Source organism: Paenibacillus sp. FSL M7-0420 (assembly GCF_038002345.1).
Lineage (GTDB): Bacteria > Bacillota > Bacilli > Paenibacillales > Paenibacillaceae > Paenibacillus_AQ.
The window spans coordinates 1,734,380-1,755,797 of record NZ_JBBOCJ010000001.1 but is presented as its reverse complement, the minus strand read 5'-3'; the positions used below and the strand labels follow the sequence as shown (position 1 = coordinate 1,755,797).

Sequence of the window (21,418 nt, the reverse complement as noted above, 5' to 3'; positions counted from 1 at the left end):
TTCTCTTGCATGGCCGGGGAAGCGCTCTAATGCTTCACAGGACCATCGCCAGGGTTACATATAATAGGAACCGTTATGATGCTGCTGGACGTTCGGCTGGTGCTGCTGAACATTCGAAGCCTGGTTATAGGCTCCTGCCCCGCCTGTTTTCTCACGCACGAACTGCTGCAGCTTCTGCTGGGTCTGCTGGGCACTCTGAATCTGCTTGTCCACATCCTGGCGCAGTGCCTTGCCCGGAACGGTGTACATGTTCATTTGCGACATCTTCATGTACAATTCCCCCTGAATTCTGAGGGTATCCATGGTCAAATCATTGAATACCCGTCTTACAGCGGGACAGTTCGATTCTGTTGCTGCTGTGGTGTACTCGCGGACTGTCCGCTTCAGATCGGCCAAAATCGTGTAGAGTAAATCTTCATCCGCCATAAACGGCGTTCCATTCTGTGCGTACACAGTAAAACCTCCTTTAGAATTTGTGGGTTATCCCTGTTATTGCGGCTGCGATGGTGCGTACTGCTGATGCTGATGGAGCAGCTGGACCAGCATATCCATATGATGGGTATGACTCTGAATCTGCTGGATGCAGATCCCCTGCACGGCCGAGTTCTGAGTGGTTCCGGCTGTAGCCGCGAGCTGCTTAATCAGCAAATCCTCATTGGAAATAGAATCGGCGATATACTCCAATTCTTTTCCGCTTAGTGCCTGCATTTGGTTAGATTGCATGTTCGGTATTCCCTCCTTCTGGTTGTTCAAGCGTTCCTTAGTATGCTTCCGGGGAAGGCTGTTTATGTGCCGGAAGGTACATTAAGCAAGCTCACACTTGATGAATAATCCTTAAGGTCTTGACGCATGAGACTCTTCAATAGTGCAAATAATACTACTCTGAATGACATAAAGGAGCGAACAGATCTATGAAACTCGTCAGCGGGCAACTGCCCTGGGAACACACACTGCCTGAGCCTCCGGCATATCCGGTGCTTGAGGAAGATATAACCTGCGAATGTCTCATTGTAGGCGGCGGGATGGGCGGAGCAATGATGTCGTACCGCATGTCTCTTAGCGGAGCAGATACTGTCCTCATCGATAAAAGAACCATCGGCACCGGAAGCTCCCACGCCAATACGGGACTGCTGCAGATCGCCAATGACAAGTCGCTGACAGCCTGCATGAATACTTTCGGGGAAGAGAATGGCGTGTTGTTCTACAAGCTGTGCCAGCAGGCCATGCGTGCGATTCTTGCCCTGCCCGGCAAGCTGGATATCGATCCGCAGATTATTGAGCGCAGCAGTCTGCTATATGCCAGTACGCCGGAAGATGTAGCTATGCTGAAGCTGGAGAATGAGAATCTGATCAAGCACGGCTTCGATTCGGAATTCTGGGAGGAGGAGAATATCCGTGCCCATTACGCCTTCTCCAAACCAGGTGCGCTGTATGCTAAGGGAGATGCGGAGACTAATCCGCTGCGCACCGTACACAGCCTGATTCATAAAGCGCACTCCGGCGGAGTCCGGGTGTATGAGCAGACCGAAGCCCTTCATTATGATTACAATGCCGACGGAGTCATCTGTCATACTGCAAACGGCCGTATCTTCGCCAAGAAGGTGGTGTTTGCTATGGGGTATGAGACCCAGGAGATGAAGAAGGACCGGGGGGCAGAGCTGATCAACACCTATGCTATTATGACCGAACCTCTGCCACATCTTCCAAAATGGCATGAGCAGAGCCTGCTCTGGGAAACGGCCCGGCCTTATCTGTATTTCCGGACTACTCCTGAAGGCCGGATTATCGCCGGCGGCAAGGATGAGCAGCTTACCAGCGTGGAGCGGCGTGAGGTAAGGGTCCTCTCCCAGTGTGAGCGTCTGGTCGAGGAGCTTACGGCCCTGTTCCCGGAACTGCAAGGAATCAAGGCCGAATATTCCTGGGGAGCGGTCTTCGGCTCCACCCATGACGGACTGCCTTATATGGGACCGCACCCGGAGTTCCCGCATTGCTACTTCATTGAAGGCTATGGCGGAAACGGTACGGTCTACAGCATGATTGCCGCCGAGCTGCTTGCAGATACACTGTCCGGCAAAAGCCGCCCGGAGCTGGAGCTGTTCTCGCTGACCCGTTCGGCGAAGCCTGCGCCCTCCCCGGCTATAGAGGCTTAAACGGTATAGTGCGGCAAGAGGATCAAAAAGGGATGCCTGCAACAGTCTATGACGGCTGCGGGGCATCCCTTTTACATGACAACAATATGAAATAATAGCTTATTTCGCTTTTACAAATTCAGCTGACTTGATCCCGGCCTGACGTCCGAAGATAATAATCTCGGCTACCGAGTTGCCGCCGATACGGTTCTCGCCGTGCAGCCCGCCAACCACTTCCCCAGCCGCGAACAGGCCGGTAATCGCCTTGCCCTCTTTGTTCAAGACTTCTGTGTTGGTGTTGATCACCACTCCGCCCATCGTATAGTGAATACCAGGGCCGATCTGGATGGCATAATACGGAGCACCGGACAGATCATTATCCATACCCGTAGCTCTGCCGAACTCGGCATCCGACTTACTTTTCACCGCACCGTTCCAAGTATCCACGGTGGTCTTAAGTGCAGCAGCCGGAACCTTCATCTGATCCGCCAGTGCCTCGATGGTATCTGCGGTCTTGACCACACCCATCTTGATGTATTGATCCACTGCTTTGACACGGGATTTCACTCCGGCGTCGAACACGAGATAAGCGGATTTCTCAGGAAGCGTATTAATTGAAGCTGTTACCTTGTCCCGGGTGTCCATCTCGTTGCCGAAGCGCTTGCCCTCAGCAGATACGAGAATAGCCCCTTCTCCCCGGACCGCTTCACCGATCAGGTAGGATTTCTCCTGCTGTACGGTCGGGTGAACCTGAATTTGATCCAGGTCTACGGTAGTTCCGCCGACCTTCTCGATCATGGCGATACCGTCGCCCGTGCTGCCAATCTGATTAGTGGTGACCAGGCCTTCCAGGTCCGGTCTGACTTTGGAGATCAGCTCCTTGTTGGCACCGAAACCGCCGGTGGTTACGATAACTGCTGCTGCGCTGATCGTTTTGTCGTCGGCCTGGTTGAACAGCACCTTCACGCCGTTCACCTTACCGTCCTGTACCGTAAGCTCCTTCACATCCGCATTGACGAATAGCGGAATTCCCTGCTCCTGAACATTGCGGACGAGGCCTGCTACAAGATATTGTCCCACTGCCGAGCCGTCTTCAGGACGGTGCGTACGCTTCTCCTTCATTCCGCCGGTAATCGTAATATTGTTCAAGCGGATTCCGATGGAATCGAGCCAGTCAATGGCCCCTGCGGATTGATCCACGAAGAAGTGCAGCAGCTCCTTATTGTTCGTATCATGTCCGCCCTTAAGGGTCTCTTCATAGAACAGTTCGTTGCTGTCTTCGATGCCCTGCTCCTTCTGGAACTTGGTCTGCGATGCATTCATTCCCGAGGAGGATTTCGTAGTATTGCCGCCAGCTACCGGCATCTTCTCCAGAATGACCGGGTTCATGCCGGCCGCTTTGGCTTCCAGTGCAGCAGACATTCCCGCACCGCCCGCGCCGACGATGACGATATCATATTTATCTTTTAACTGATCATACGGAGTATAGCTCGCTTCGGATGCCCCCGATACGGCCTCTGCTGTCTCTTTAGGTGCAGCCGTTGCTGCAGGCTCTGTGGTCGCGCTGTTTGTTCCCTTGCTCTCATTCTTGCTGCTGCCCGCATTGTTGTTTCCGCAGCCTGCAATCACCAGCATCACAGAGAGAATGAGGATAAGTGCCGCTGTTAATCTCTTATTCATGTGAGTTGTGCCCCCTTGTGCATATTTTCACAATTATCATAGCGTCAAAGAAGCGGTTTGTGGAACCTTCCGTAAATTATTAAAGAGTTTTGTAACTAAAGTAAGCGGGCATATGGACCTTAAATGTTCACATCCCCTCCTCCTCCTTCACCTCATAAGGCACATCCGCGATAAAATGCGCTCCCGGCCCGCAGCCGGCGGCAAGCTCAAGATGGCCCTTGAGTTTGTCCACACTTTTCTTCACCAGATATAGGCCGATCCCCCGCTGTTCACCCTTGGAGGAGTAGCCCTGAACGAAGATCTTCTCCTTCAGGCCTGCCGGAATTCCCGGACCGTTATCGCTAACCTCGCATAGCAGCCGCCCCTCTTCATATTGAAAAGCAAGCTCCACGCGCTTCACGGATTGCTCGCGGAGCTCCCCCAGCGCCTCCAGAGCATTATCCAGCAGATTGCCGGCAATCGTAATCAGCTCATGAATCACCTGCGGATCGGCCGGCTCCGGCAGATAGCTGTCCCCGGTCAACAGCAGCTCGATTCCCGCTTCGCGCGCCCGGCTCAGCTTCCCCAGCAGAAATCCGGCCATCACCGGGTCCTTGATCTGTCTCGTGATCGACCCGATCTCCTTCTGGTAGTTGGTTACCGTTCCCAGAATATATTGCTGCAGCTCATCATACAGGCCCATATGTGTCATACCCATAATCACATGCAGCTTGTTCATGAACTCATGGGCACCGGAGCGCAGCGCTTCTGCATAGACCGAGACTCCCGACAGCTTCTCCGCCAGCACAGCCAGCTCGGTCTCATCCCGGAAGGTGGCAATCGCGCCAACAATATTACCGTTAACACGGACAGGAAGGCTGTTCACCAATAGAGAGCTGTCTCCCAGCTCCAGCTCCCGGTCCTGTATTCCTTCTCCCTCAGCCAATACCCGCTCCAGACCCAGCTCCGGCCAATACTCGGCAATCTGCCGGTTCATGGCGCTCCCGCCAATCCCCGCTGCCCTCAGAAGCCGCTGCGCCTCCATATTCAGGATGGTGATCCGCGCCTCCTGATCTACGGCAATAATTCCCTCGCGCGTGGATTCCAGCATCGCACTGCGTTCCTGGAGCAGCTTGGAGATGTCCTCCGGCTCCATCCCGAACACCATCCGCTTGATCCGGGCTGCGAGGATGAATGCTCCTCCCGCTCCAAGCAAGGCTCCCGAGACCAGAATCGCAATAATCGTCCACTCATTCATCAGGACCAGCCGCTCGACCCGCTCCAGGGACAGACCGGCAATGACCACTCCCACCTGATGCCCCCGGTTGTTATAGACCGGCACGAAGCCGCGCAGGGATCTGCCGAGCGGCCCGGCCCCTTCGGAGATACTCTCCCCTCCGCGCAGCGATATCTCCTGACCGCCTCCCGCAAAGGGCAGACCGACCAGCGAGGCATCCGGATGGGAATAGCGGATACCCTTCATATCTGTCACTACCACGAACATAATATCATTACGGCGGGCGATTCTTGAGGTGTAGTCCTGAATCTCCTTGCTGTTGCCTTCACTGAGTCCCTCCGAGACCAGCGGAATCAGGGCGATGGTACGGGCAATCGTAATCGCCTTATCCTCCAGTGCCTGCCGGGTCTGCGGAATAATCTGATTGCGGAAAATAAAATATAAAATCAGCAATACCAGCAGAACAACGGCAGACACCATGACGGCAATCATTGTGCGCAGACTGTAGCTTTTTTTCCTGGCCACTGGTGCGAAGACCTCCCTTCATGTCCCATGTTCCTATACCATTCGAACTATATTAGTTGAACCTGAATTTGTAAAGCTACTCCCGGGAATCGCTTCCTGGGGATGGAACTATGCAGCAAGCCCAGCCGTTCTGCCGGAGACAGGAGGGCTGGGCTTGCTCGGGTGATATGACCACAACTCTTTTATAAGCAATTGAATGATGACTTACTGCTTCTTGGCCTGTTCCAGCGCCTGGGTCACCGCTTCAATAATTCCGCCGCTGGAGCCGGAAGCACCGGAGAGGGCGTCTACGCCTTCTGTGGTTTGCTTTTCAATAATTTCAGGAATCGTATTCTCCACGGCCGCATCGATCATCGCCTGCGTCTCCTTATGCTCCTCTACGGTAATAGCGTCGATCTTCTCATCCTTGATCTCTACCGCCACTTTAATATCACTCTTGACCCCTTTGCCTGTACCATCATATGTCCCGTCCACATACTTGCCGGAAGATGAAGAGCAGCCCGCCGTTAGTACTGTTGCAGCCGCGAGGGCAGAGAACAGCAAGGTTTTTGTCCACTTGTGCATGAGTAATTCCTCCTTCTGAAAGTTCCTATTTCTTAAGTGCCTTCACAGCTTCATCCGCTGCAATCCGCCCGAAGGTAGTGATGTCTGCCAGAGCATTACCGCCCAGACGGTTCGCGCCGTGTACTCCGCCGGTTACTTCGCCCGCAGCATACAGCCCGGCAATGACCTGATCCTTGGTATCCAGTACCTGAGCCTGAGTGTTAATCGCTACTCCGCCCATGGTATGGTGGATTCCCGGTGTTACCTGAATTGCGTAATATTTACCCTTTTCAAAAGACAACTTAAGATCCGGCCGTTCAAACTCTGTATCCTTACCGGAAGCAACAAAGCCATTATACGTATTCAGTGTATCTGCCAGTGCTTGGCCGTCTACACCGATCTGTGCCGCCAATTCTTCAGGTGTTGCCGCTTCTTTGACCAGATCCATTCCAAAATAAACCTCGGTTGCCTTCAGGTTCGCACGCAGCTCATCATTGAAGATCAGGTAAGCTACTTTACCGGACTGGGCCAGAATATTCTGGGATACAACATCGCGGGTCAGCAGTTCATTCGTGAAGCGCTTGCCTTCGCTATTGACCAGAATTGCACCGTCTCCGCGTACCCCTTCTGTGATCAGCACGCCTTGATTCGGAATGGTGGTCGGATGAATCTGAATCTCCTTCATATCTACCAGCTTGGCACCGATCTTCTCTGCCATCGTTGTACCATCGCCGGTTGCGCCCGGATGGTTAGTGGTGGAGAACCCTTCCAGCTTCGGCTGGTACCCCTTGATCATGTCCATATTGGCTCCAAAACCGCCGGCCGCCAGAATAACGGAATTCGCACTGATCGTGTACTGCTTGCCATCCTTATCCGTCACCTTCACTCCGGTAACCACGCCGTCCTTATTCTTGACGATCTCATCGGCAGTCGTCCGCAGGCGCACATCAATTTTGTACTCCTCCAGCTTCTTCTTCAGCGCGACTACGATGAAATTCCCTGCCGCTTCTCCGCCTGCCGGACGGTGAATCCGGTTCACGCTTGCCCCGCCTGCGCGTCCCACCTCAGACAGCTCGGCTCCATTCTCCTTCAGCCACTCCACCGAAGCCGCCGCGCCGTTCGTAAGCGTTCTGACCAGATCCGGGTTATTGAGATTCTTGCCGCCCTTCATGGTATCTTCGAAATGCAGCTCCGGACTGTCTTTGATGCCAGCCGCTGCCTGATAGGGTGTTCCTGCCGCATTCAACCCGCCTTCCGCGCGGACGGTGTTGCCGCCAAGCATCGGCATTTTTTCGACTAGTATCACCTTGGCTCCCTGATTATGCGCTTCAATGGCAGCAGTCATTCCCGCGCCGCCGCCGCCGATAATTACGATGTCCGTAGACTCCCCTTTGGTGCTGTTACATGCAGGCAATACCACCAGACTTGCCAGCAGCAGCCCCTTGCCCAGCAGGCTTCCCCATCTCTTTCTGTTCATTCTGTTCTCCTCCAATTGTAATTGTGCATATTTTCACAATCATCATAACCTGAAGGAGCCCTGACAAGAATATTTAGTAATTAAAGAAATGATAAAGTAAATAAAGGTAGTGAATTTGCTTGAATGTGTTTATAGATTTATAATTGGAGCTTATACAACCGTATCACTAGGAGGAGCAGAAACTATGGAAAAAAGCGAAAAATATTGGCTGGCCGGTGCTGTTCTGGCAGCAGCCGGTGTCTCCCTGATGAGCTACACCGCGAGCCGCTATACTTCATTCAAAAGAGTAGTTACCCGAACCGTCCGTCTGGAAGATATCGCCGCTCTGGAAATTACCCGCCTGTCTTCTGTTCCCGGTGAACAGAAGGACGTTGTGCTCACTGAGCCGGAAGCGATTAAGCAGATCTACGATGATTTCTCCGGCGTCCGCCTGATGAAATCCGCCCGCAATGTGAGCACAGACAACAAGTACAGCTATTACATTACCATTGTCCAGGCCGACCGGAAGCAGCGGTTCGACATTATTTTGAAGGGCAAGCATCACATGATTATCTATGACAATGACATGAACAACCCGCACCTGGTAGCCTATAAAATCATTAACGAGTTCAGTCCGCTGGCTCTGCAGCAGGCCTTCGAGTGATGCTGCGTACGCTTATGTATGGCATAGCTTAATAGCTTAATTAACCTTCACAGCTACTGTGACGGCTATATGGAGTCATGGAACGCCCGGGGCAGCCTTGAGGCAACCGTGACTCCGTTTTATTTAAAGAGAACACTCATAGATATTTACGGATAAGTTCATGCCCTTCGGGTCTCACCTTATACATATACACCGGCCTGCCTACCGCCCCGTAGCTAAGCTCCATTTCCAGAATCCCTGCCTCCGTCAGAAAAGCCAGATATTTGCGGACCGAGATCCGCGAGATGGGTGCATGGCTGCTGATATCCTCCGTGGAGAACACCGGGCTCTCCAGCCGGTTAATCGTGCTCCAGATGCTCTCCAGGGTGCCCTCGGCAAGTCCCTTGGGCAGCGGCAGGGCAGCGGACTTCTCCTCTTCCGTTCCCAGCGAATGCCGCAGCAGCTTATCAAGCTGCTCCTGGCTGAGATGCTCCTTGTGCATCAGCTTATAATCCTCACGATACGCCGACAAGGCCGCCTGAAAGCGGGCAAACTCAAACGGCTTGATCAAATAATCCACGGCCCCGTTCTGCAGCGCCTTGCGGATGCTGGCATTGTCACTGGCGGCGGAGATCACAATGATATCCACCTTGCTCCCCTGCTCCCGCAGCGCAGAGAGCAGCTGCAGCCCGCTGACACGCGGCATATAAATATCCAGCAGCACCAGATCTACCTGCTGCTCCTCCAGCATAGTTCTCGCTTCATCCCCTGTCGCCGCCCAGCCCGCATACTCAAAGCCCGGAACCTGCTCCAGATAATGCCGGTTGAACTTCGCCACCATCGGGTCATCCTCTACGATTAATACTTTAATGTTCATGGGTTCTCCTTGTCTTTTGTGCAACTATAACTACAACTAATATAACATTGCGGCGGGGAATTTTGGAGGGAGGTGTGCTGAGACATAGAATCAAAACTAACAAAAAGACACCAATTCGAGAAATTACCCGAACGGTGCCGAAAAAATTAAAATCCCAAAGATTCACCAATGAGGATAACCTTTATTCTCCCCGCTGTTTTACACATCCTTGTTTCGACGATGTAAGAACAGATACAATCCTCTGATTTACAATCTGCGCAAGCACCATTGATCAGGCAGGGCGTTTTTTGCGGCGAATGTAAAAATGGGCTGGACGAACTCGAACAACGGCTTGCATTAATGGGGGCGGCGTAGGTTCTGGCTCTAATTACTGCGTCTTCAGCGGTCTTGCACACCTTATTCATCCCCACGACAGCAACCACACTTCTCGGTCCAAAAGTAATTGCTGCCGCCCGATTGCCCACACTGTCGATATTGACCAATATCCCATCTTCGCTAACCGCGTTGAAGCTGGTTAAATAGGTGTCGCACAAAAGAGAGTGGCGCATGAGATCATAACGTTCCTCCATCGTTTGCGCTGTATCACGATCAATGACTGTATAGCTGCCTTGGCGGACCCGATCAAGAAGCCCGATGTCCTCCAGCGTGACTGACCCGCCCCAAGATACCGAAGAATGTTCCGGAATTAAGGATAGTGCCTTGTCCGCAGCTTCTATGGCGTTATCACAGTAATAAGCCTCAAACTTTCTGTTTTGCAGATTCTTAATAACCTTGGTAGCTAACAGCCTATTTCTCGCTTTGATTGAATCTTCTTTCGCTTGCATGGTTCTTCCTCCGTTCTGACGTTAGACAAGGTGGCTAAACTTCGTGTGTATGTATAATTAATATAGTATAGTAAAAAGAAAAAGGATGTTGCACATGCAACGCGAAGCCGCTCATGAATAACTTAGATTCCCTGTGTCAATCACGTTTATTTTCAGGGATTTCTCCAGATGATATTCTCCAAATGCTAGAATGTCTGTCAGCCACACGAAAAGAATATGCAAAAGACGAGATGGTAGTCCGGGAGGGCGATTTCGTTGATGATGTCGGCATCATAGTACAGGGTACCGCTCAAAGTACAAAATTGAACGTTAAAGGAAAACAAATTATTGTATCCCTCCATCATCCAGGTGGATATACCGCTGTTCTCACAGCAGCCAGCCGTGGAAGAAGATGCCCGATGTCAGTACAGGCCATAGAACCGCTTGAGGTTCTGTTTATACCTATCCAAAACATATTGAGCCCGTGCACAAAGTTATGTATGGCACACGAACAGTTACTTGGAAATCTTTTCGATAGTATTGCAGAACGGGCTTTAGAACTACATGACCGGAATGATTGTCTGATTATGCCGACGATCCGGGATAAGGTTTTAACTTATTTAACAAGAGTGATGCGCGAAAGCGGAACGGAGACTTTTAAGATTCCCTTTGACCGGGAAGCCATGGCCGAGTATCTGGACGTAGACCGCAGCGCCCTATCCAGAGAGCTGGCATGGATGAAGCGGGACGGCTTGATTGAATTTTATAGAAATGAATTTAGGCTGTTGCAAGAAGCAGCCCCTCACAGTTCATCAGACTAGAGATTAAGTATCGTCTTCAACCGCATAGGTTTTTATTACAACGTTCTCTTCAAATACATAAACTCTTTCACATTCATTACATCTCCAAACATCGTAGCGAGGAGACGGCATGGTAAAGGGGGCAATTAAGTCTCCTGAATTAATAATATCATCCCATTCTCTATCATCATAAACTATCAACTCTACGTCATTAGGTGCGTGTGAATTTGAAAGTGTAGCACCACATTTACATTGGAATTTTGCCATCGGATCACTCCTGTTCTGAAGAAAACCTTGAGAGGTAGTATTAACCAAAGTGTACTAATCATTTATAGCAATGGCCTTGGGGTTTAATTCTGCGCCTTAATTGCTCCGTATTCCAAAGGGTCAAACCCTAATGGCCATACGGTGTTATCATTGAATAGCGCACCTTCTAAAAGGCAATCTTGCATCCTTTCACACATCATATTAGCTCCCATTAATTTTGCACCTTTAAAATCAGTCTTCCATACATCAGTTCCGACTAAAATAGCGTTATTTAAGTTAGCATTACTTAAGATAGCTCCTGTTAGCTTTGCGTTTGTAAGGTTTGAAGACTCCAAATTAGAATTTTCAAGTATCGCCACCATTAATAAAGCACTTGTTAGATTCGCTCTGCTTAAATTTGCCTCTCTTAACTCAGCACCACGTAAATTTGTTCCGATTAAACTTGCTCCGCATAAATTCTCTTTATTTAGTATAGCTCTATGCAGGTTTAGATTATCCAAGTTTGATTGTTCAAGAGAATCAACATTTAGCTGTATGGGTTCATTTGCTATGCTGTAAATTATAATTCCATTCACACTCCTTATGTATTACTTGTTGCCCACTGACTTACCATAATCCCCCTGCTTGATGTCGCTAAAAGAGTTTTTCATTTAAGCCCTCTCTTCTTTAAGAAGCACTCCAGTGCCTTGCATCTAACAATCCTTGTTGGCCAATATAAATCTTCTGCATCAATACTTCCATGATAATTATCGTAATCCACATCCGAAATAAAGTTATATTGTATTTTGTTTGGGATTTCTTGTTGATCTTCATTTTTTCATAATCGACGTGTTTAATTAAAGGGAATAGCATTTAGGTAAAAAGTAAAACTTCTTATGTACTCATTGCAAACATTTGAATCCTCTCCTGTTTGGTCACTGTAATATGCCATCCTCCACGACCGGAACAAACGGCGATAACCACGTATCCTCTTGCCGCCTTAAAGTTCCGCGGGCTAGTACGAATACTTTGAACTTGTTATCGTAGCCTTCGATATCCTCATCATCTCTTGTATAGAGTAAGCCATAAGAACCCGGTGCTTGGTCTGCGATGAATTGATATAGCTCAATAATCTCCCCGGCCTCGAAACTTTTGTGATTCAAAAATCCTCCTACAGCAAGATGATACGTCCCATTTGCGGGATAGACTTTTAGGAGTCCAGCACTCCAACCCAACTCTAAGATAAAGTTTTGTATATTTTTGAACACCAATTCTAAATTTCCAGAATCTTCTTCAAACGTCTCCCGGATCGTAGCCCAGCCATGAAACTCGTACATCTTCTCACCCGCTTCCTAGATATTTGATGAAAACTATCAAACCCTCCCCCTTTGCCCCAGCAACCCCCGCACCGCCACCCAGCTCCCAAGCGGCGCGGCACCCAACAGCAACATGAGCAGAGTAATCGTCTGCGGGGACTGGTCCAGCGACAGTACGGCGATGAAGATCAGCAGGCCGAGGAGGCGGCCGCTCATCAGGCTAAGCTCCCTGAGCACTACCAGCTCCACACGTTTGCCGGCGCTCTCCTCGGACACGCCCATCAGGTCGAAGCTGGTGGACAGCATCGGCAGCATATAGAGCGGCAGGCAGAGCGAGGTCCCGATTCCCATGATTAGGAGGGTGGTAAAGTTCACCTTCCACATCAGCGGAAGAAGGAAGGCGATGAGCAGCAGACTGCCTGCCAGCATACCGCCGAGCCGGGCACGGGGTTTGAACCATCTGCCGGCCGCATAATAGCTGATCAGAGAGACAGCGGAGGTGATCAGGGCGAACTGTCCCAGCTTGCTCTCCTCCTGTGCTGCAATGTAGACGAGCAGACCGATGAGGAAGGAGAATACGCCTTCCCGGATGCCCTGGAACACTAGCGCTGCCGCCACTGGACGCCAAGAGCTGCGTCTGCGAGTAAGCTCGCGCCAGGGCTCCAGCCAGAGATAGGCTTCGCCGCGCGGCCGCTTGCGCAGGCCGAAGCTGAGTACAGCAGCAACCCCATAAATACAGAGCGACAGTATGAATACCATGCGGTATCCCTGCCCGCCATGCCAACGGGAGATCATCCAGCCGGACACCCAGGGTCCGGCTATTCCCGTCAGGGAACCCAGCAGGCCCATCCACCCGTTATAGTAATCGCGGTTCTTGGCATCCGTAATCTCGAAGAAAACAATATTGAACGCCAGCCAGTACAGCCCGATGGATAGCCCGAGGACCCCGCCCAGCGGCCAAATGTAATGAATCGCGTCGCCCCGCAGCCACAGCACCAGCAAATAAAAAAAGCCCGATACGGCAATTCCCAGCCGTAGGGCATTCATTGTGTTACGCTCTTTCACCCACTTGCCGCCCAGCCAAAAGCTGAGACCCACGGCAAGCTGCTGGGCCACGGTGAACCAGCCGATCATGGCGAAGTTCTGCCGGCTTTTCCACAGATATACGTTGAGGAACGTTCCTGCAAGCACTGTAGCCAGAAGGTATAGCCCGCCTACAGCCAGCAGCAGCGCCGCCTGTCCCCGTTCTGAACCTCTCATGCTTAGCCCTCCCTGCTCGTCCTTAGACACTTCATCTATCCATATCATGTCCAGACGGCAGGGAAAGCATGAATCCGATCTTTATTCGGCTGAGGTGCTGAGATTGCGGACAAGCTGGATGCGGTCTTCCTGCGCCAGGCTGTGCTGCACATGGAAGCAGGAAGGACAGACGTACAGATTCAGCGCAAAAGGAGGCTTCAGCACAGCTGCACCGCCCAGCGCTTCCGGCGTTGCCGGGGTGAACCTGTCCACCTGCTGCGTACCGGAGTGAAGCATCAGCTCATGGCATTGCGGACATTCCGGCGCTTCCAGCTGGGCAGCCAGAATAGCGGAGACCTTGTCCTCATAACGTTTCAGATCATAGTCATCGCCGAACTGACCCAGCGTACCCCATACAGGCACCACGCTATCCTTGTCGTCGTCATCCCACAAATTATCGTCGCTGATCTCTTCCTCCCCGGAAGCTTCCTGTGTATCCGGCTCTTCATCCTCCAGATCCTCTGCACCTATCGTCACTGTGCGGTAGCCGCTCAGCTCGTTGTTGCAATGCGGACAGGTATCTTCGGGTCCAAACTCCTCATCCCATACTATCTCGGTATGGCACCATGGGCAAACTGTTGTCTCCATCTGTATAATCTCCTTCGTTCCTCACATTCGGTTCAATTTACCGTTAAATATATAATGCCGGCCGCTAGAAAAGCCAGGGCGGAAATAAACAAAATCCGAACCAGAATCTTCATCATTCCTGCCCCCTATTCAGAATATGGCCGCGCCGATAACATAGGACAAGGATATGGAGAGCAGCATAGCTGTCAGTCCTACGGCCCGGTTATCCGCAGCAATCTCTTCATCAATTGAAAAGACCGGAGTAAAAAACTCGAACAGGAAGTAAGCCAGCAGCAGCAGCAAAAAGCCTACAACCGACCATTTCATCGTCTCATAGATTGATGCCCCCGCTTCAATGCTGAAGCGTAAGATATTGCAGATTCCGAAGATTTTGCCTCCGGTTGCCATGGCTACGGCCACATTCCCCTTGCGGATCTCTTCCCAGCAGTTGTATTTCGTCACCATTTCGAAGAAGGACAGGAATACGACCAGCCCCAATATGGCGACAGTGAAGTAGCCTAGCAGCGCCCCCAGCGGATGTTCCAGCAAAAGATCAATATTATCCTGCACACTTTTCCCTCTTCCCTGCCGGACTATGGGCGCTACTCCAGTTCAGCTACCGTCACACCCGCGCCGCCTTCATTGTAGTTCCCGAGCCGATAGCTTTTGACATGCTTGTGCTTGCGGAGGTATTCCTGTATTCCTGTCCGCAGGACTCCCGTCCCCTTGCCGTGGATAATGGAGATCTGCCCCAAATTGCCGAGAAAAGCTTCGTCGATGAAGCGGTCGGTCTCCATTATCGCCTCCTCCAGGTTCGCTCCGCGCAAATCAAGCTCATTACGGATATTCTCATCGCGTGTACGCTTGACCGTTGTCGCCCTGCGCAGAGCCGGCGGAGGAGCATCCGGTGCGGAAGCCAGGAACTCCAGATCACTCAGATTGACCTTCATCTTCATGATGCCGAATTGTACAACAGCTTCTTTGGTGCCGCTCAGCTCAACCACAAGGCCCTTCTGATTCACATTCGCTACCTTAACTTCATCCCCTGGCTGAATCTTGCGCGGCGCCTTGACCGTGCTGCGCGGCACAGCCTTCTTACGCGGGGCAGGCTCTGCTTCATCCAGCCGGCGGCGCGCTTCGATCAGCTTATGCTCCTTGACGGACGCGCCTTCCTCCAGCGCCAGGCGGCGGAGGTCACTGATAATCTCCTCAGCTTCCTTGCGCGCCTTGGCCAGAAGATCGCTGGCATCCTTCTCTGCCTTCTCGAGGCGTTTGTCGCGTGAGCCTTCCAGCTTCTCCAGCTCCTGCTGCTGCCGCTTGCGGAATTCCTCCGCTTCGCGGCGAATCTCTTCCGCCCGTATGCGTTCGTTCTCTGCGGTGAGGCGGTTCTCCTCAAGGGACGCAATCATATGCTCAACGCGCATATCTTCTTCCTTCACTTCACCGCGCGCATGCTCAAGGATCGCACCCGGCATCCCGAGGCGTTCAGCGATGGCGAACGCATTGCTTCGTCCCGGAACCCCAACCAGCAGCCGGTAAGTAGGACTCAGGCTCTGCACATCGAATTCCATACTGGCGTTAATAACCCCTGCCCGTTCATAAGCATATGCCTTCAATTCACTGTAATGTGTAGTAGCAACCATCCGGGATTCCGTCCGGTGAATATTCTCCAGAATCGCTATCGCGAGCGCAGAGCCTTCAGCCGGATCTGTTCCTGCCCCGACCTCATCGAGCAGAATCAGACTCTTCGGTGTCATCCGCTTCAGAATGGATATAATATTCGTCATATGGCTGGAGAAGGTACTGAGGCTCTGCTCTATGCTCTGCTCATCGCCGATGTCAGCGTAGATCGCATCGAAGACACACAGCTGGCTGCCTTCCTCGGCCGGAATGAATAGACCGGACATGGCCATCAGGCTGAGCAGGCCGATCGTCTTCAGGGTCACCGTCTTTCCGCCCGTATTCGGTCCAGTCACGATGATGGAGCGGTAATCATTGCCCAGTTCCACATCCAGAGGCACAACCTGCTCCGCCGGAATTAGCGGATGGCGGCCCTTGCGCAGGCGCAGGTATCCGCGGTCATTCATCCGCGGCTGGGTAGCCTTCAGGTCGCGTGCAAGCCGCGCCTTGGCGAAGATGAAGTCCAGCTCGCCGAGAATGTCGATATCATACGCCATCTCCTCGGCAATATCACCAACCAGCGCAGTCAGCCGGTGCAGGATGATCTCAATCTCGCGTTCTTCGCGCAGCCGCGTCTCCCGCAGCTTGTTGTTCATCGCTACAATGGATTCCGGCTCGATGAACAGCGTGGCTCCTGAGCCCGACTGGTCATGCACAATTCCGCCGAAGTGCGCGCGGTACTCTGCCTTGACCGGAATGACGAACCGGTCACCACGGATCGTCACGAGCTGATCCTGCAGCATCTTCGAGACCGAAGACGAGCGGATCATCGAATCCAGCTTCTCACGGATGCGTGTCTCTCCCCCGCGCAGCTCGCGGCGGAGGGAGGCAAGCTCCGGGCTCGCCGAATCCATTACATCGGCATTCTCGTCAATACACATGCGGATAGCATCCTCAACAGGCTTCTGCTCCGACAGCAGATCACTCTGTGCGAAGAGGGCAGGAATGCTCTCATCGTCATGCATGGCATTCAGGAACCGCTTGACCCGGCGGGCCCCGCCAATCGTGTTGCCTACCGCAAGCAGCTCTGCTGTGCCGAGCATCCCGCCAATTGATGCACGCTTCAGCGCAGGACGGATATCGGTCACGCCGCCGAAGGAGGGAATTCCCTTCAACCGGTCAACATTTACCGCCTCATCCGTAGCCTGCAGGAGCTTCTTCACCCCTTCGAAATCACCGGAAGGCTTCAGGAGCTCGGCGGTCAGCCGTCCCATCGGCGTCTGCGTATACTGCATCAATTTATTTAAAATCTTGCGATATTCAAGCGTATGCAAAATTTTGTCGTCCAATTACTGTCACAGCTCCCTTCATAGATGGAACCATTATACCTAATTTAGCCCATTTTCGCTATTTGGGTATGATTTCTGGGCATAGAAAACCGGCTTCGGGCCACAATAACAACGCACATATCCTTAAGCGAACGCCAAAGGAGGTTAGTTCATTGAGATTCTTAGCTCATGTAGTACGGTTCATAGTCGCTGCAATCGTGCTGATGGTGGTCGGCTGGATTGTTCCGCAGTTCACGGTCGGGGGATTCTGGAGCGCATTCATGCTTGCTCTGGTGATCGCGCTGCTCGGCTGGGTCGTTGAAGGCATTTTCGGCAAAAAAACAACGCCCTTCGGCCGCGGTATCGTCGGCTTCCTGGTCAGCGCTCTGGTTATCTGGATTGCCCAGTTTGTCGTCAGCGGAGTCAGTGTCTCGGTGCTTGGTGCCTTACTTGCCGCACTGGTCATCGGGATCATCGACCTCTTTCTGCCGGTATCCACTCCGTTCGAAGCAGGCAAATAACTTACGCCAGGCCCGTGCAGACAATGAAACCCCCAGCTCCCGGTTTATATCGGAACTTGGGGGTTTTCTGTAAATTTATGTTCTTCACCGGAAGTAACCGCAGAGGTCACCACAGCATTTTTCCCGCTGCGCTTGGCTGTATAGAGCGAATCGTCCGTCTTGCGGAACAACAGCTCCTTGCCGTCTCCAAGCTGGTAGTGACATAGTCCGATACTGACAGTAATGGGCTTGTTCCCGGCATACGGATGGCACATGGCGGCAATGCTGATACGCATTTGTTCGACAGCAGCGTAGGCTTCCTGGAAGCTTTTATCCGTAAAAATCACTGCGAATTCTTCCCCGCCATACCTTGCCGCGAAGTCATTCAACCCGATCAGGCTGCCCATCTTGGCCGCCACCTCTTTCAGCACAAGATCGCCCACCCAGTGTCCGTATCTGTCATTGACCTGCTTGAAATTATCGATGTCCAGCAGCGCAAGCTGCAGCCTCAGTCCGTTGCTCTCACACTGCTCCAGCAGCGAATCCAGATACTCATGGAACGTCTTGTGATTATATAGGCCGGTTAACGCATCCATCTTCAGCAGCTTGTCCGAAATCGCCCGCTCTACCATCAGCTCCTGCTCCGACTTGGTGAGCTGCTCCAGATATTCGCGCGTCTCGCGGCCACGGAGGATCACCGCCTGCGCCATCAGGGCAAAAACAACATACACACACTCCACCAGCACAAACTCCAGCAGCGGCTTACCAAGCAGCGGCCGTTCAAGCCCGAAATAGATCCCCCCGTAGAATACAATGCTAAACGCTCCAAGCGAATACAGCAACCGCTGGTCGAAATAGATGAGGGCCAGCATAATCGGCATCATCAGCGTCATCTGGGCACCGTCTACATAAGGCTCAAGCACAAAATACATCAGATAGGAAACCATAAAGCTGCAGACTACAACCGCCTGCTTATGATAACGGAACGAGCGCCGCAGCCAGACCTCGGCAGAAGCCATTGTCAGGACAATCATCAGGTTGCAGACTATGAACACATGGCCTTTGCCGGGACTAAAAATCGTCTGCATCTGGGCAGAACGGGAGTACAGCATATACAGGAACTGGGCGAGCAGCAGACAGAGTACGATGATCCAGTAGCCATACAATATTCTCCGGTGCCATCTCTCTGCACTTTGCAACGCGTAATCTATAATGATATGACTCCCCTGCTTCTAGTGGAATAATATGAAGCTTTAATTATATTAGGCTTAATTATAATTAATTTTAAACTATTTTGCATCATATTTTTGCAAATTTCGACAAAGTTTGCAGATACGTTGAATAACGGTGGATAGAGTATTTTTCATAGATTGATCAAGACAACTTGACCGATTTAGGCTATGCTAAGGTCAACTGTCCAAGTAGATGAGGAGGATGCATATGATCAGGAAGTCGGCTATTCTTTGTTCTATTCTTTTTGTGCTTCTGCTAACGGCCTGCGGAGGGAACAGCAGCAATTCTGATAGCGCAAACAACGCAGCTGCCGGGAGCAATCTGACGGCGGAGGAAGAACTCGTCATTACGGCCAGCAATTATAGCTTTGACCAGCCGGAGTACCATTTGAAGAAGGGCGTCCCTGTCAAAATCATCTTTGAAAATGAGAGCGGCAATCACGGCATTCTGATCCCGGAGATGAAGCTGCGGCTGGATGCCAAGAATTCCTCGCAGGTGGTGCTGCCCGAGGAAGCCGGAACCTTCGAGATGACCTGTGCCATCATGTGCGGCTCCGGCCACAGCGCAATGACCGCCAAGATTATTGTGGAATAAAGGGGGGATTAACAGAGTGGAATAACCCAGCTTCCGGCGGGCTCTGAAGGATTTATCCCTTTCATTTGATCCGTCCACCCGCATTCGGCGGATTCAGAGGGATTTATCCCTTTCGTTTGATCCGTCCGCCCACTTTCGGCGGATTCAGAGGGATTTATCCCTTTTATTTGATCCGTCCGCCCACTTTCGGCGGATTCAGAGGGATTTATCCCTTTCATTTACTCCGTCCGCCCACTTTCGGCGGATTCAGAGGGATTTATCCCTTTCATTTCCTTCATTCGCTCGTTTAGCCAACTTTCCAGGGCCTCATGGGCAATTGTGCAGCACTAGTGCACCTCATTGGCTCGTCTGGCCCTCATCTGAGCAATTCAGGTGCACTAGTGCACCTCATTGGCTCGTTCTGCCCTCATCTGAGGAATTCAGGTGTACTAGTGCACCTCATTGGCTCGTTCGGCCCTCATCTGAGGAATTCAGGTGTACTAGTGCACCTCATTGGCTCGTTCTGCCCTCATCCGAGGAATTCAGGTGCACTAGTGCGCCTCATTGGGCTCATTCGGCCCTCATCTGAGGAATTCAGGTGTACTAATGCGTCTCATTGGGTTCGCTTGGCCTGCACGTGGCTCTTTCACCTACGCACTGGCATATTATATTAGTTTTTTTGCATACATCCGGCCCACTCACCCTCGCACGTGCACATTATATTCGGTTTTCCGCATACATCCGGCTCACTCACCTAGCACGTGTACATTGTGTTCGGTTTTCCGTCCGTCACATACTATAGTTTTCTACTACAACAAATAAACCGGCAGGGACATCGTCCCGGCCGGCTTATTCATGTTAATTGCTCTTACTTCACACCCTTGCTGCGGCCTGAAATGTCCAGCCAGACGGCGATGACCAGGATCGAGCCCTTGACCACATACTGCCAGAACGACTCCAGTCCCATCAGCGACATGCCGTTATCGAGCGAGGTCATGACCAGCGCTCCGATCAGAGCGCCGATGACCGTTCCGGCTCCGCCCATCAGGGAGGTGCCGCCGATGACACAGGCGGCAATGGCGTCCATCTCGGCCATATTGCCTGCGGTAATGGTCGCCGAGGCCAGGCGGGAGGTCAGCACGATGGCGGCGATGGAGCCGAGCAGGCCGCTGAGGATGAAGACCATCATCGTCTTGCGCTTGATGTTGATCCCGGAGAGCCGCGCTGCCTCAATATTACCGCCTATGGCATAGATATGGCGGCCGAAGGTCGTCTTGGTGGACAGGAAGTAGAAGATGGCCGCCAGCACAATGACGAAGATGATCGGGAACGGAATCCCTTTGTAGTTGTTCATCAAGGCCACGAAGACTACCACGAGCAGGGACAGTCCTGTTACCCTCGCGATATCCATGCCGAGCGGGGCGACAGTGAACCCGTATTTCTTGCGGGAGCGCCGCTTCGTGAACGCGCTATACAGCAGCAGAGCCACTGCGAGTACGCCCAGAATGATTCCGAAGCCTGAGGCAAAATAGGCATTGCCGAGCAGCGCCAGCACCGGATCAGATACCGGAATGGTCATTGATTCAGTCACGCCCATCAGCACCCCGCGGAACACCATCATCCCGCCGAGGGTGACGATGAAGGCGGGAATCATTTTATAGGCGACCAGCCAGCCCTGCACCAGACCCAACACCGCACCTGCGGCCACGGTACCAAGAATGACCACGATAGCGGGCAGCTCCAGCCAGTTGCTGAGAATCGCCGCCATCCCGCCGGTCAAGCCGACGATGGAGCCGACGGACAGATCGATATGGCCCGCTACGATAACCAGCACCATGCCAATGGCGAGTATAGAGGTCACCGACATCTGCGTGAACAGATTGGACAGGTTCCGCGAGGTCAGGAAGGTTGGATTCAACGCGCCGAACAGGACCCAGATCAGAATTAATGCGCCAATCATCGTATAAGCACGCATATCCATTTTGCCGAACAGGGTACGCAAGCGCGATCCTCCGGCGGCCGGAACCGTTTCAGGTTCCTTAAGCTCTTTTTGCAGCTGCATCT

The 21,418-nt window shown here is 52.2% G+C and carries 22 protein-coding genes; 5 read left to right on the top strand and 17 right to left on the bottom strand.

Annotation, left to right across the window (positions count from 1 at the left end; genetic code table 11):
• Window positions 1–54 precede the first annotated feature (54 nt).
• The gene (locus tag MKX51_RS07455) at window positions 55–453 is read right to left on the bottom strand and encodes a spore coat protein (protein WP_076083710.1); all 399 of its coding nucleotides are present in this window, start codon (window positions 451–453) and stop codon (window positions 55–57) included.
• Between the two features lie 36 nt (window positions 454–489).
• The gene (locus MKX51_RS07450; RefSeq protein ID WP_036696741.1) at window positions 490–723 is read right to left on the bottom strand and encodes a hypothetical protein; all 234 of its coding nucleotides are present in this window, start codon (window positions 721–723) and stop codon (window positions 490–492) included.
• 188 nt (window positions 724–911) lie between these two features.
• Between MKX51_RS07450 and MKX51_RS07445 the strand changes: the two genes are divergently transcribed.
• On the top strand, window positions 912–2,150 hold the full coding sequence (locus MKX51_RS07445) for an NAD(P)/FAD-dependent oxidoreductase (RefSeq protein ID WP_340991873.1): 1,239 nt from the start codon (window positions 912–914) through the stop codon (window positions 2,148–2,150).
• Between the two features lie 99 nt (window positions 2,151–2,249).
• Here the strand turns inward: MKX51_RS07445 and MKX51_RS07440 are convergent, their stop codons facing one another.
• The 4 genes from MKX51_RS07440 to MKX51_RS07425 all read right to left on the bottom strand — a co-directional run bounded on the left by MKX51_RS07440 (window position 2,250) and on the right by MKX51_RS07425 (window position 7,570).
• Window positions 2,250–3,809, bottom strand: a complete 1,560-nt coding sequence (locus tag MKX51_RS07440; RefSeq protein WP_340991872.1) for a flavocytochrome c — start codon at window positions 3,807–3,809, stop codon at window positions 2,250–2,252.
• A gap of 127 nt (window positions 3,810–3,936) precedes the next feature.
• Window positions 3,937–5,550, bottom strand: a complete 1,614-nt coding sequence (gene dcuS / locus MKX51_RS07435) for a DcuS/MalK family sensor histidine kinase (RefSeq protein ID WP_340991871.1) — start codon at window positions 5,548–5,550, stop codon at window positions 3,937–3,939.
• A gap of 204 nt (window positions 5,551–5,754) precedes the next feature.
• Window positions 5,755–6,114, bottom strand: a complete 360-nt coding sequence (locus MKX51_RS07430; RefSeq protein WP_036696731.1) for an FMN-binding protein — start codon at window positions 6,112–6,114, stop codon at window positions 5,755–5,757.
• Between the two features lie 25 nt (window positions 6,115–6,139).
• Window positions 6,140–7,570 (bottom strand): flavocytochrome c, encoded by a 1,431-nt coding sequence (locus MKX51_RS07425; protein ID WP_340991869.1) that lies wholly within the window; start codon window positions 7,568–7,570, stop codon window positions 6,140–6,142.
• A gap of 184 nt (window positions 7,571–7,754) precedes the next feature.
• On the opposite strand from MKX51_RS07425, the gene MKX51_RS07420 reads away from it, so the two are divergent.
• Window positions 7,755–8,213: a hypothetical protein gene (locus tag MKX51_RS07420; protein ID WP_340942621.1), complete on the top strand. Its 459-nt coding sequence runs from the start codon at window positions 7,755–7,757 to the stop codon at window positions 8,211–8,213.
• A gap of 136 nt (window positions 8,214–8,349) precedes the next feature.
• On the opposite strand, the gene MKX51_RS07415 is transcribed toward MKX51_RS07420, so the two are convergent.
• Window positions 8,350–9,069 (bottom strand): response regulator, encoded by a 720-nt coding sequence (locus tag MKX51_RS07415; RefSeq protein WP_340942622.1) that lies wholly within the window; start codon window positions 9,067–9,069, stop codon window positions 8,350–8,352.
• A gap of 146 nt (window positions 9,070–9,215) precedes the next feature.
• Window positions 9,216–9,893, bottom strand: a complete 678-nt coding sequence (locus MKX51_RS07410) for a lactate utilization protein (RefSeq protein WP_340991867.1) — start codon at window positions 9,891–9,893, stop codon at window positions 9,216–9,218.
• A gap of 113 nt (window positions 9,894–10,006) precedes the next feature.
• Here MKX51_RS07410 and MKX51_RS07405 point away from each other — a divergent pair, with 113 nt between their 5' ends.
• On the top strand, window positions 10,007–10,693 hold the full coding sequence (locus MKX51_RS07405; protein ID WP_340991866.1) for a Crp/Fnr family transcriptional regulator: 687 nt from the start codon (window positions 10,007–10,009) through the stop codon (window positions 10,691–10,693).
• A 3-nt stretch (window positions 10,694–10,696) separates the two neighbouring features.
• Here the strand turns inward: MKX51_RS07405 and MKX51_RS07400 are convergent, their stop codons facing one another.
• The 7 genes from MKX51_RS07400 to MKX51_RS07370 form a co-directional block, all read right to left on the bottom strand.
• Entirely contained in the window at window positions 10,697–10,939 is a 243-nt protein-coding gene (locus tag MKX51_RS07400; RefSeq protein ID WP_340991865.1) for a hypothetical protein, read from the bottom strand.
• A gap of 83 nt (window positions 10,940–11,022) precedes the next feature.
• The gene (locus MKX51_RS07395; RefSeq protein WP_340991864.1) at window positions 11,023–11,514 is read right to left on the bottom strand and encodes a pentapeptide repeat-containing protein; all 492 of its coding nucleotides are present in this window, start codon (window positions 11,512–11,514) and stop codon (window positions 11,023–11,025) included.
• Window positions 11,515–11,853: 339 nt separating this feature from the next.
• The gene (locus tag MKX51_RS07390) at window positions 11,854–12,255 is read right to left on the bottom strand and encodes an Imm7 family immunity protein (protein ID WP_340991862.1); all 402 of its coding nucleotides are present in this window, start codon (window positions 12,253–12,255) and stop codon (window positions 11,854–11,856) included.
• 36 nt (window positions 12,256–12,291) lie between these two features.
• Window positions 12,292–13,494, bottom strand: coding sequence for an MFS transporter (locus MKX51_RS07385; protein ID WP_340991861.1), 1,203 nt, complete (start codon window positions 13,492–13,494; stop codon window positions 12,292–12,294).
• An 81-nt stretch (window positions 13,495–13,575) separates the two neighbouring features.
• The gene (locus tag MKX51_RS07380; protein WP_340991859.1) at window positions 13,576–14,121 is read right to left on the bottom strand and encodes a hypothetical protein; all 546 of its coding nucleotides are present in this window, start codon (window positions 14,119–14,121) and stop codon (window positions 13,576–13,578) included.
• A gap of 129 nt (window positions 14,122–14,250) precedes the next feature.
• Window positions 14,251–14,670: a DUF350 domain-containing protein gene (locus MKX51_RS07375; protein ID WP_036696710.1), complete on the bottom strand. Its 420-nt coding sequence runs from the start codon at window positions 14,668–14,670 to the stop codon at window positions 14,251–14,253.
• A 32-nt stretch (window positions 14,671–14,702) separates the two neighbouring features.
• Window positions 14,703–17,069 carry an endonuclease MutS2 gene (locus MKX51_RS07370; RefSeq protein ID WP_340991857.1) on the bottom strand — a complete coding sequence of 789 codons (2,367 nt, stop codon included), beginning with the start codon at window positions 17,067–17,069 and terminating at the stop codon, window positions 14,703–14,705.
• Window positions 17,070–17,221: 152 nt separating this feature from the next.
• Between MKX51_RS07370 and MKX51_RS07365 the strand changes: the two genes are divergently transcribed.
• Window positions 17,222–17,569 (top strand): phage holin family protein, encoded by a 348-nt coding sequence (locus MKX51_RS07365; protein WP_076083650.1) that lies wholly within the window; start codon window positions 17,222–17,224, stop codon window positions 17,567–17,569.
• Between the two features lie 44 nt (window positions 17,570–17,613).
• Here MKX51_RS07365 and MKX51_RS07360 read toward each other — a convergent pair whose 3' ends face one another.
• Entirely contained in the window at window positions 17,614–18,714 is a 1,101-nt protein-coding gene (locus tag MKX51_RS07360; RefSeq protein ID WP_340991855.1) for a GGDEF domain-containing protein, read from the bottom strand.
• A gap of 274 nt (window positions 18,715–18,988) precedes the next feature.
• Here MKX51_RS07360 and MKX51_RS07355 point away from each other — a divergent pair, with 274 nt between their 5' ends.
• The gene (locus tag MKX51_RS07355) at window positions 18,989–19,375 is read left to right on the top strand and encodes a cytochrome C oxidase subunit II (protein ID WP_340991853.1); all 387 of its coding nucleotides are present in this window, start codon (window positions 18,989–18,991) and stop codon (window positions 19,373–19,375) included.
• 847 nt (window positions 19,376–20,222) lie between these two features.
• Here MKX51_RS07355 and MKX51_RS07350 read toward each other — a convergent pair.
• The gene (locus MKX51_RS07350; protein ID WP_340942657.1) at window positions 20,223–21,416 is read right to left on the bottom strand and encodes a sugar ABC transporter permease; all 1,194 of its coding nucleotides are present in this window, start codon (window positions 21,414–21,416) and stop codon (window positions 20,223–20,225) included.
• Window positions 21,417–21,418: the final 2 nt, after the last annotated feature.

Bases quoted from the DNA above. Each gene is read 5' to 3' on its own strand.
- MKX51_RS07450 (WP_036696741.1), bottom strand. From the start codon at position 723: ATGCAATCTAACCAAATGCAGGCACTAAGCGGAAAAGAATTGGAGTAT.
- MKX51_RS07445 (WP_340991873.1), top strand. From the start codon at position 912: ATGAAACTCGTCAGCGGGCAACTGCCCTGGGAACACACACTGCCTGAG.
- MKX51_RS07440 (WP_340991872.1), bottom strand. From the start codon at position 3,809: ATGAATAAGAGATTAACAGCGGCACTTATCCTCATTCTCTCTGTGATG.
- MKX51_RS07430 (WP_036696731.1), bottom strand. From the start codon at position 6,114: ATGCACAAGTGGACAAAAACCTTGCTGTTCTCTGCCCTCGCGGCTGCA.
- MKX51_RS07425 (WP_340991869.1), bottom strand. From the start codon at position 7,570: ATGAACAGAAAGAGATGGGGAAGCCTGCTGGGCAAGGGGCTGCTGCTG.
- MKX51_RS07420 (WP_340942621.1), top strand. From the start codon at position 7,755: ATGGAAAAAAGCGAAAAATATTGGCTGGCCGGTGCTGTTCTGGCAGCA.
- MKX51_RS07415 (WP_340942622.1), bottom strand. From the start codon at position 9,069: ATGAACATTAAAGTATTAATCGTAGAGGATGACCCGATGGTGGCGAAG.
- MKX51_RS07410 (WP_340991867.1), bottom strand. From the start codon at position 9,893: ATGCAAGCGAAAGAAGATTCAATCAAAGCGAGAAATAGGCTGTTAGCT.
- MKX51_RS07405 (WP_340991866.1), top strand. From the start codon at position 10,007: ATGAATAACTTAGATTCCCTGTGTCAATCACGTTTATTTTCAGGGATT.
- MKX51_RS07400 (WP_340991865.1), bottom strand. From the start codon at position 10,939: ATGGCAAAATTCCAATGTAAATGTGGTGCTACACTTTCAAATTCACAC.
- MKX51_RS07390 (WP_340991862.1), bottom strand. From the start codon at position 12,255: ATGTACGAGTTTCATGGCTGGGCTACGATCCGGGAGACGTTTGAAGAA.
- MKX51_RS07385 (WP_340991861.1), bottom strand. From the start codon at position 13,494: ATGAGAGGTTCAGAACGGGGACAGGCGGCGCTGCTGCTGGCTGTAGGC.
- MKX51_RS07380 (WP_340991859.1), bottom strand. From the start codon at position 14,121: ATGGAGACAACAGTTTGCCCATGGTGCCATACCGAGATAGTATGGGAT.
- MKX51_RS07355 (WP_340991853.1), top strand. From the start codon at position 18,989: ATGATCAGGAAGTCGGCTATTCTTTGTTCTATTCTTTTTGTGCTTCTG.
- MKX51_RS07350 (WP_340942657.1), bottom strand. From the start codon at position 21,416: ATGCAGCTGCAAAAAGAGCTTAAGGAACCTGAAACGGTTCCGGCCGCC.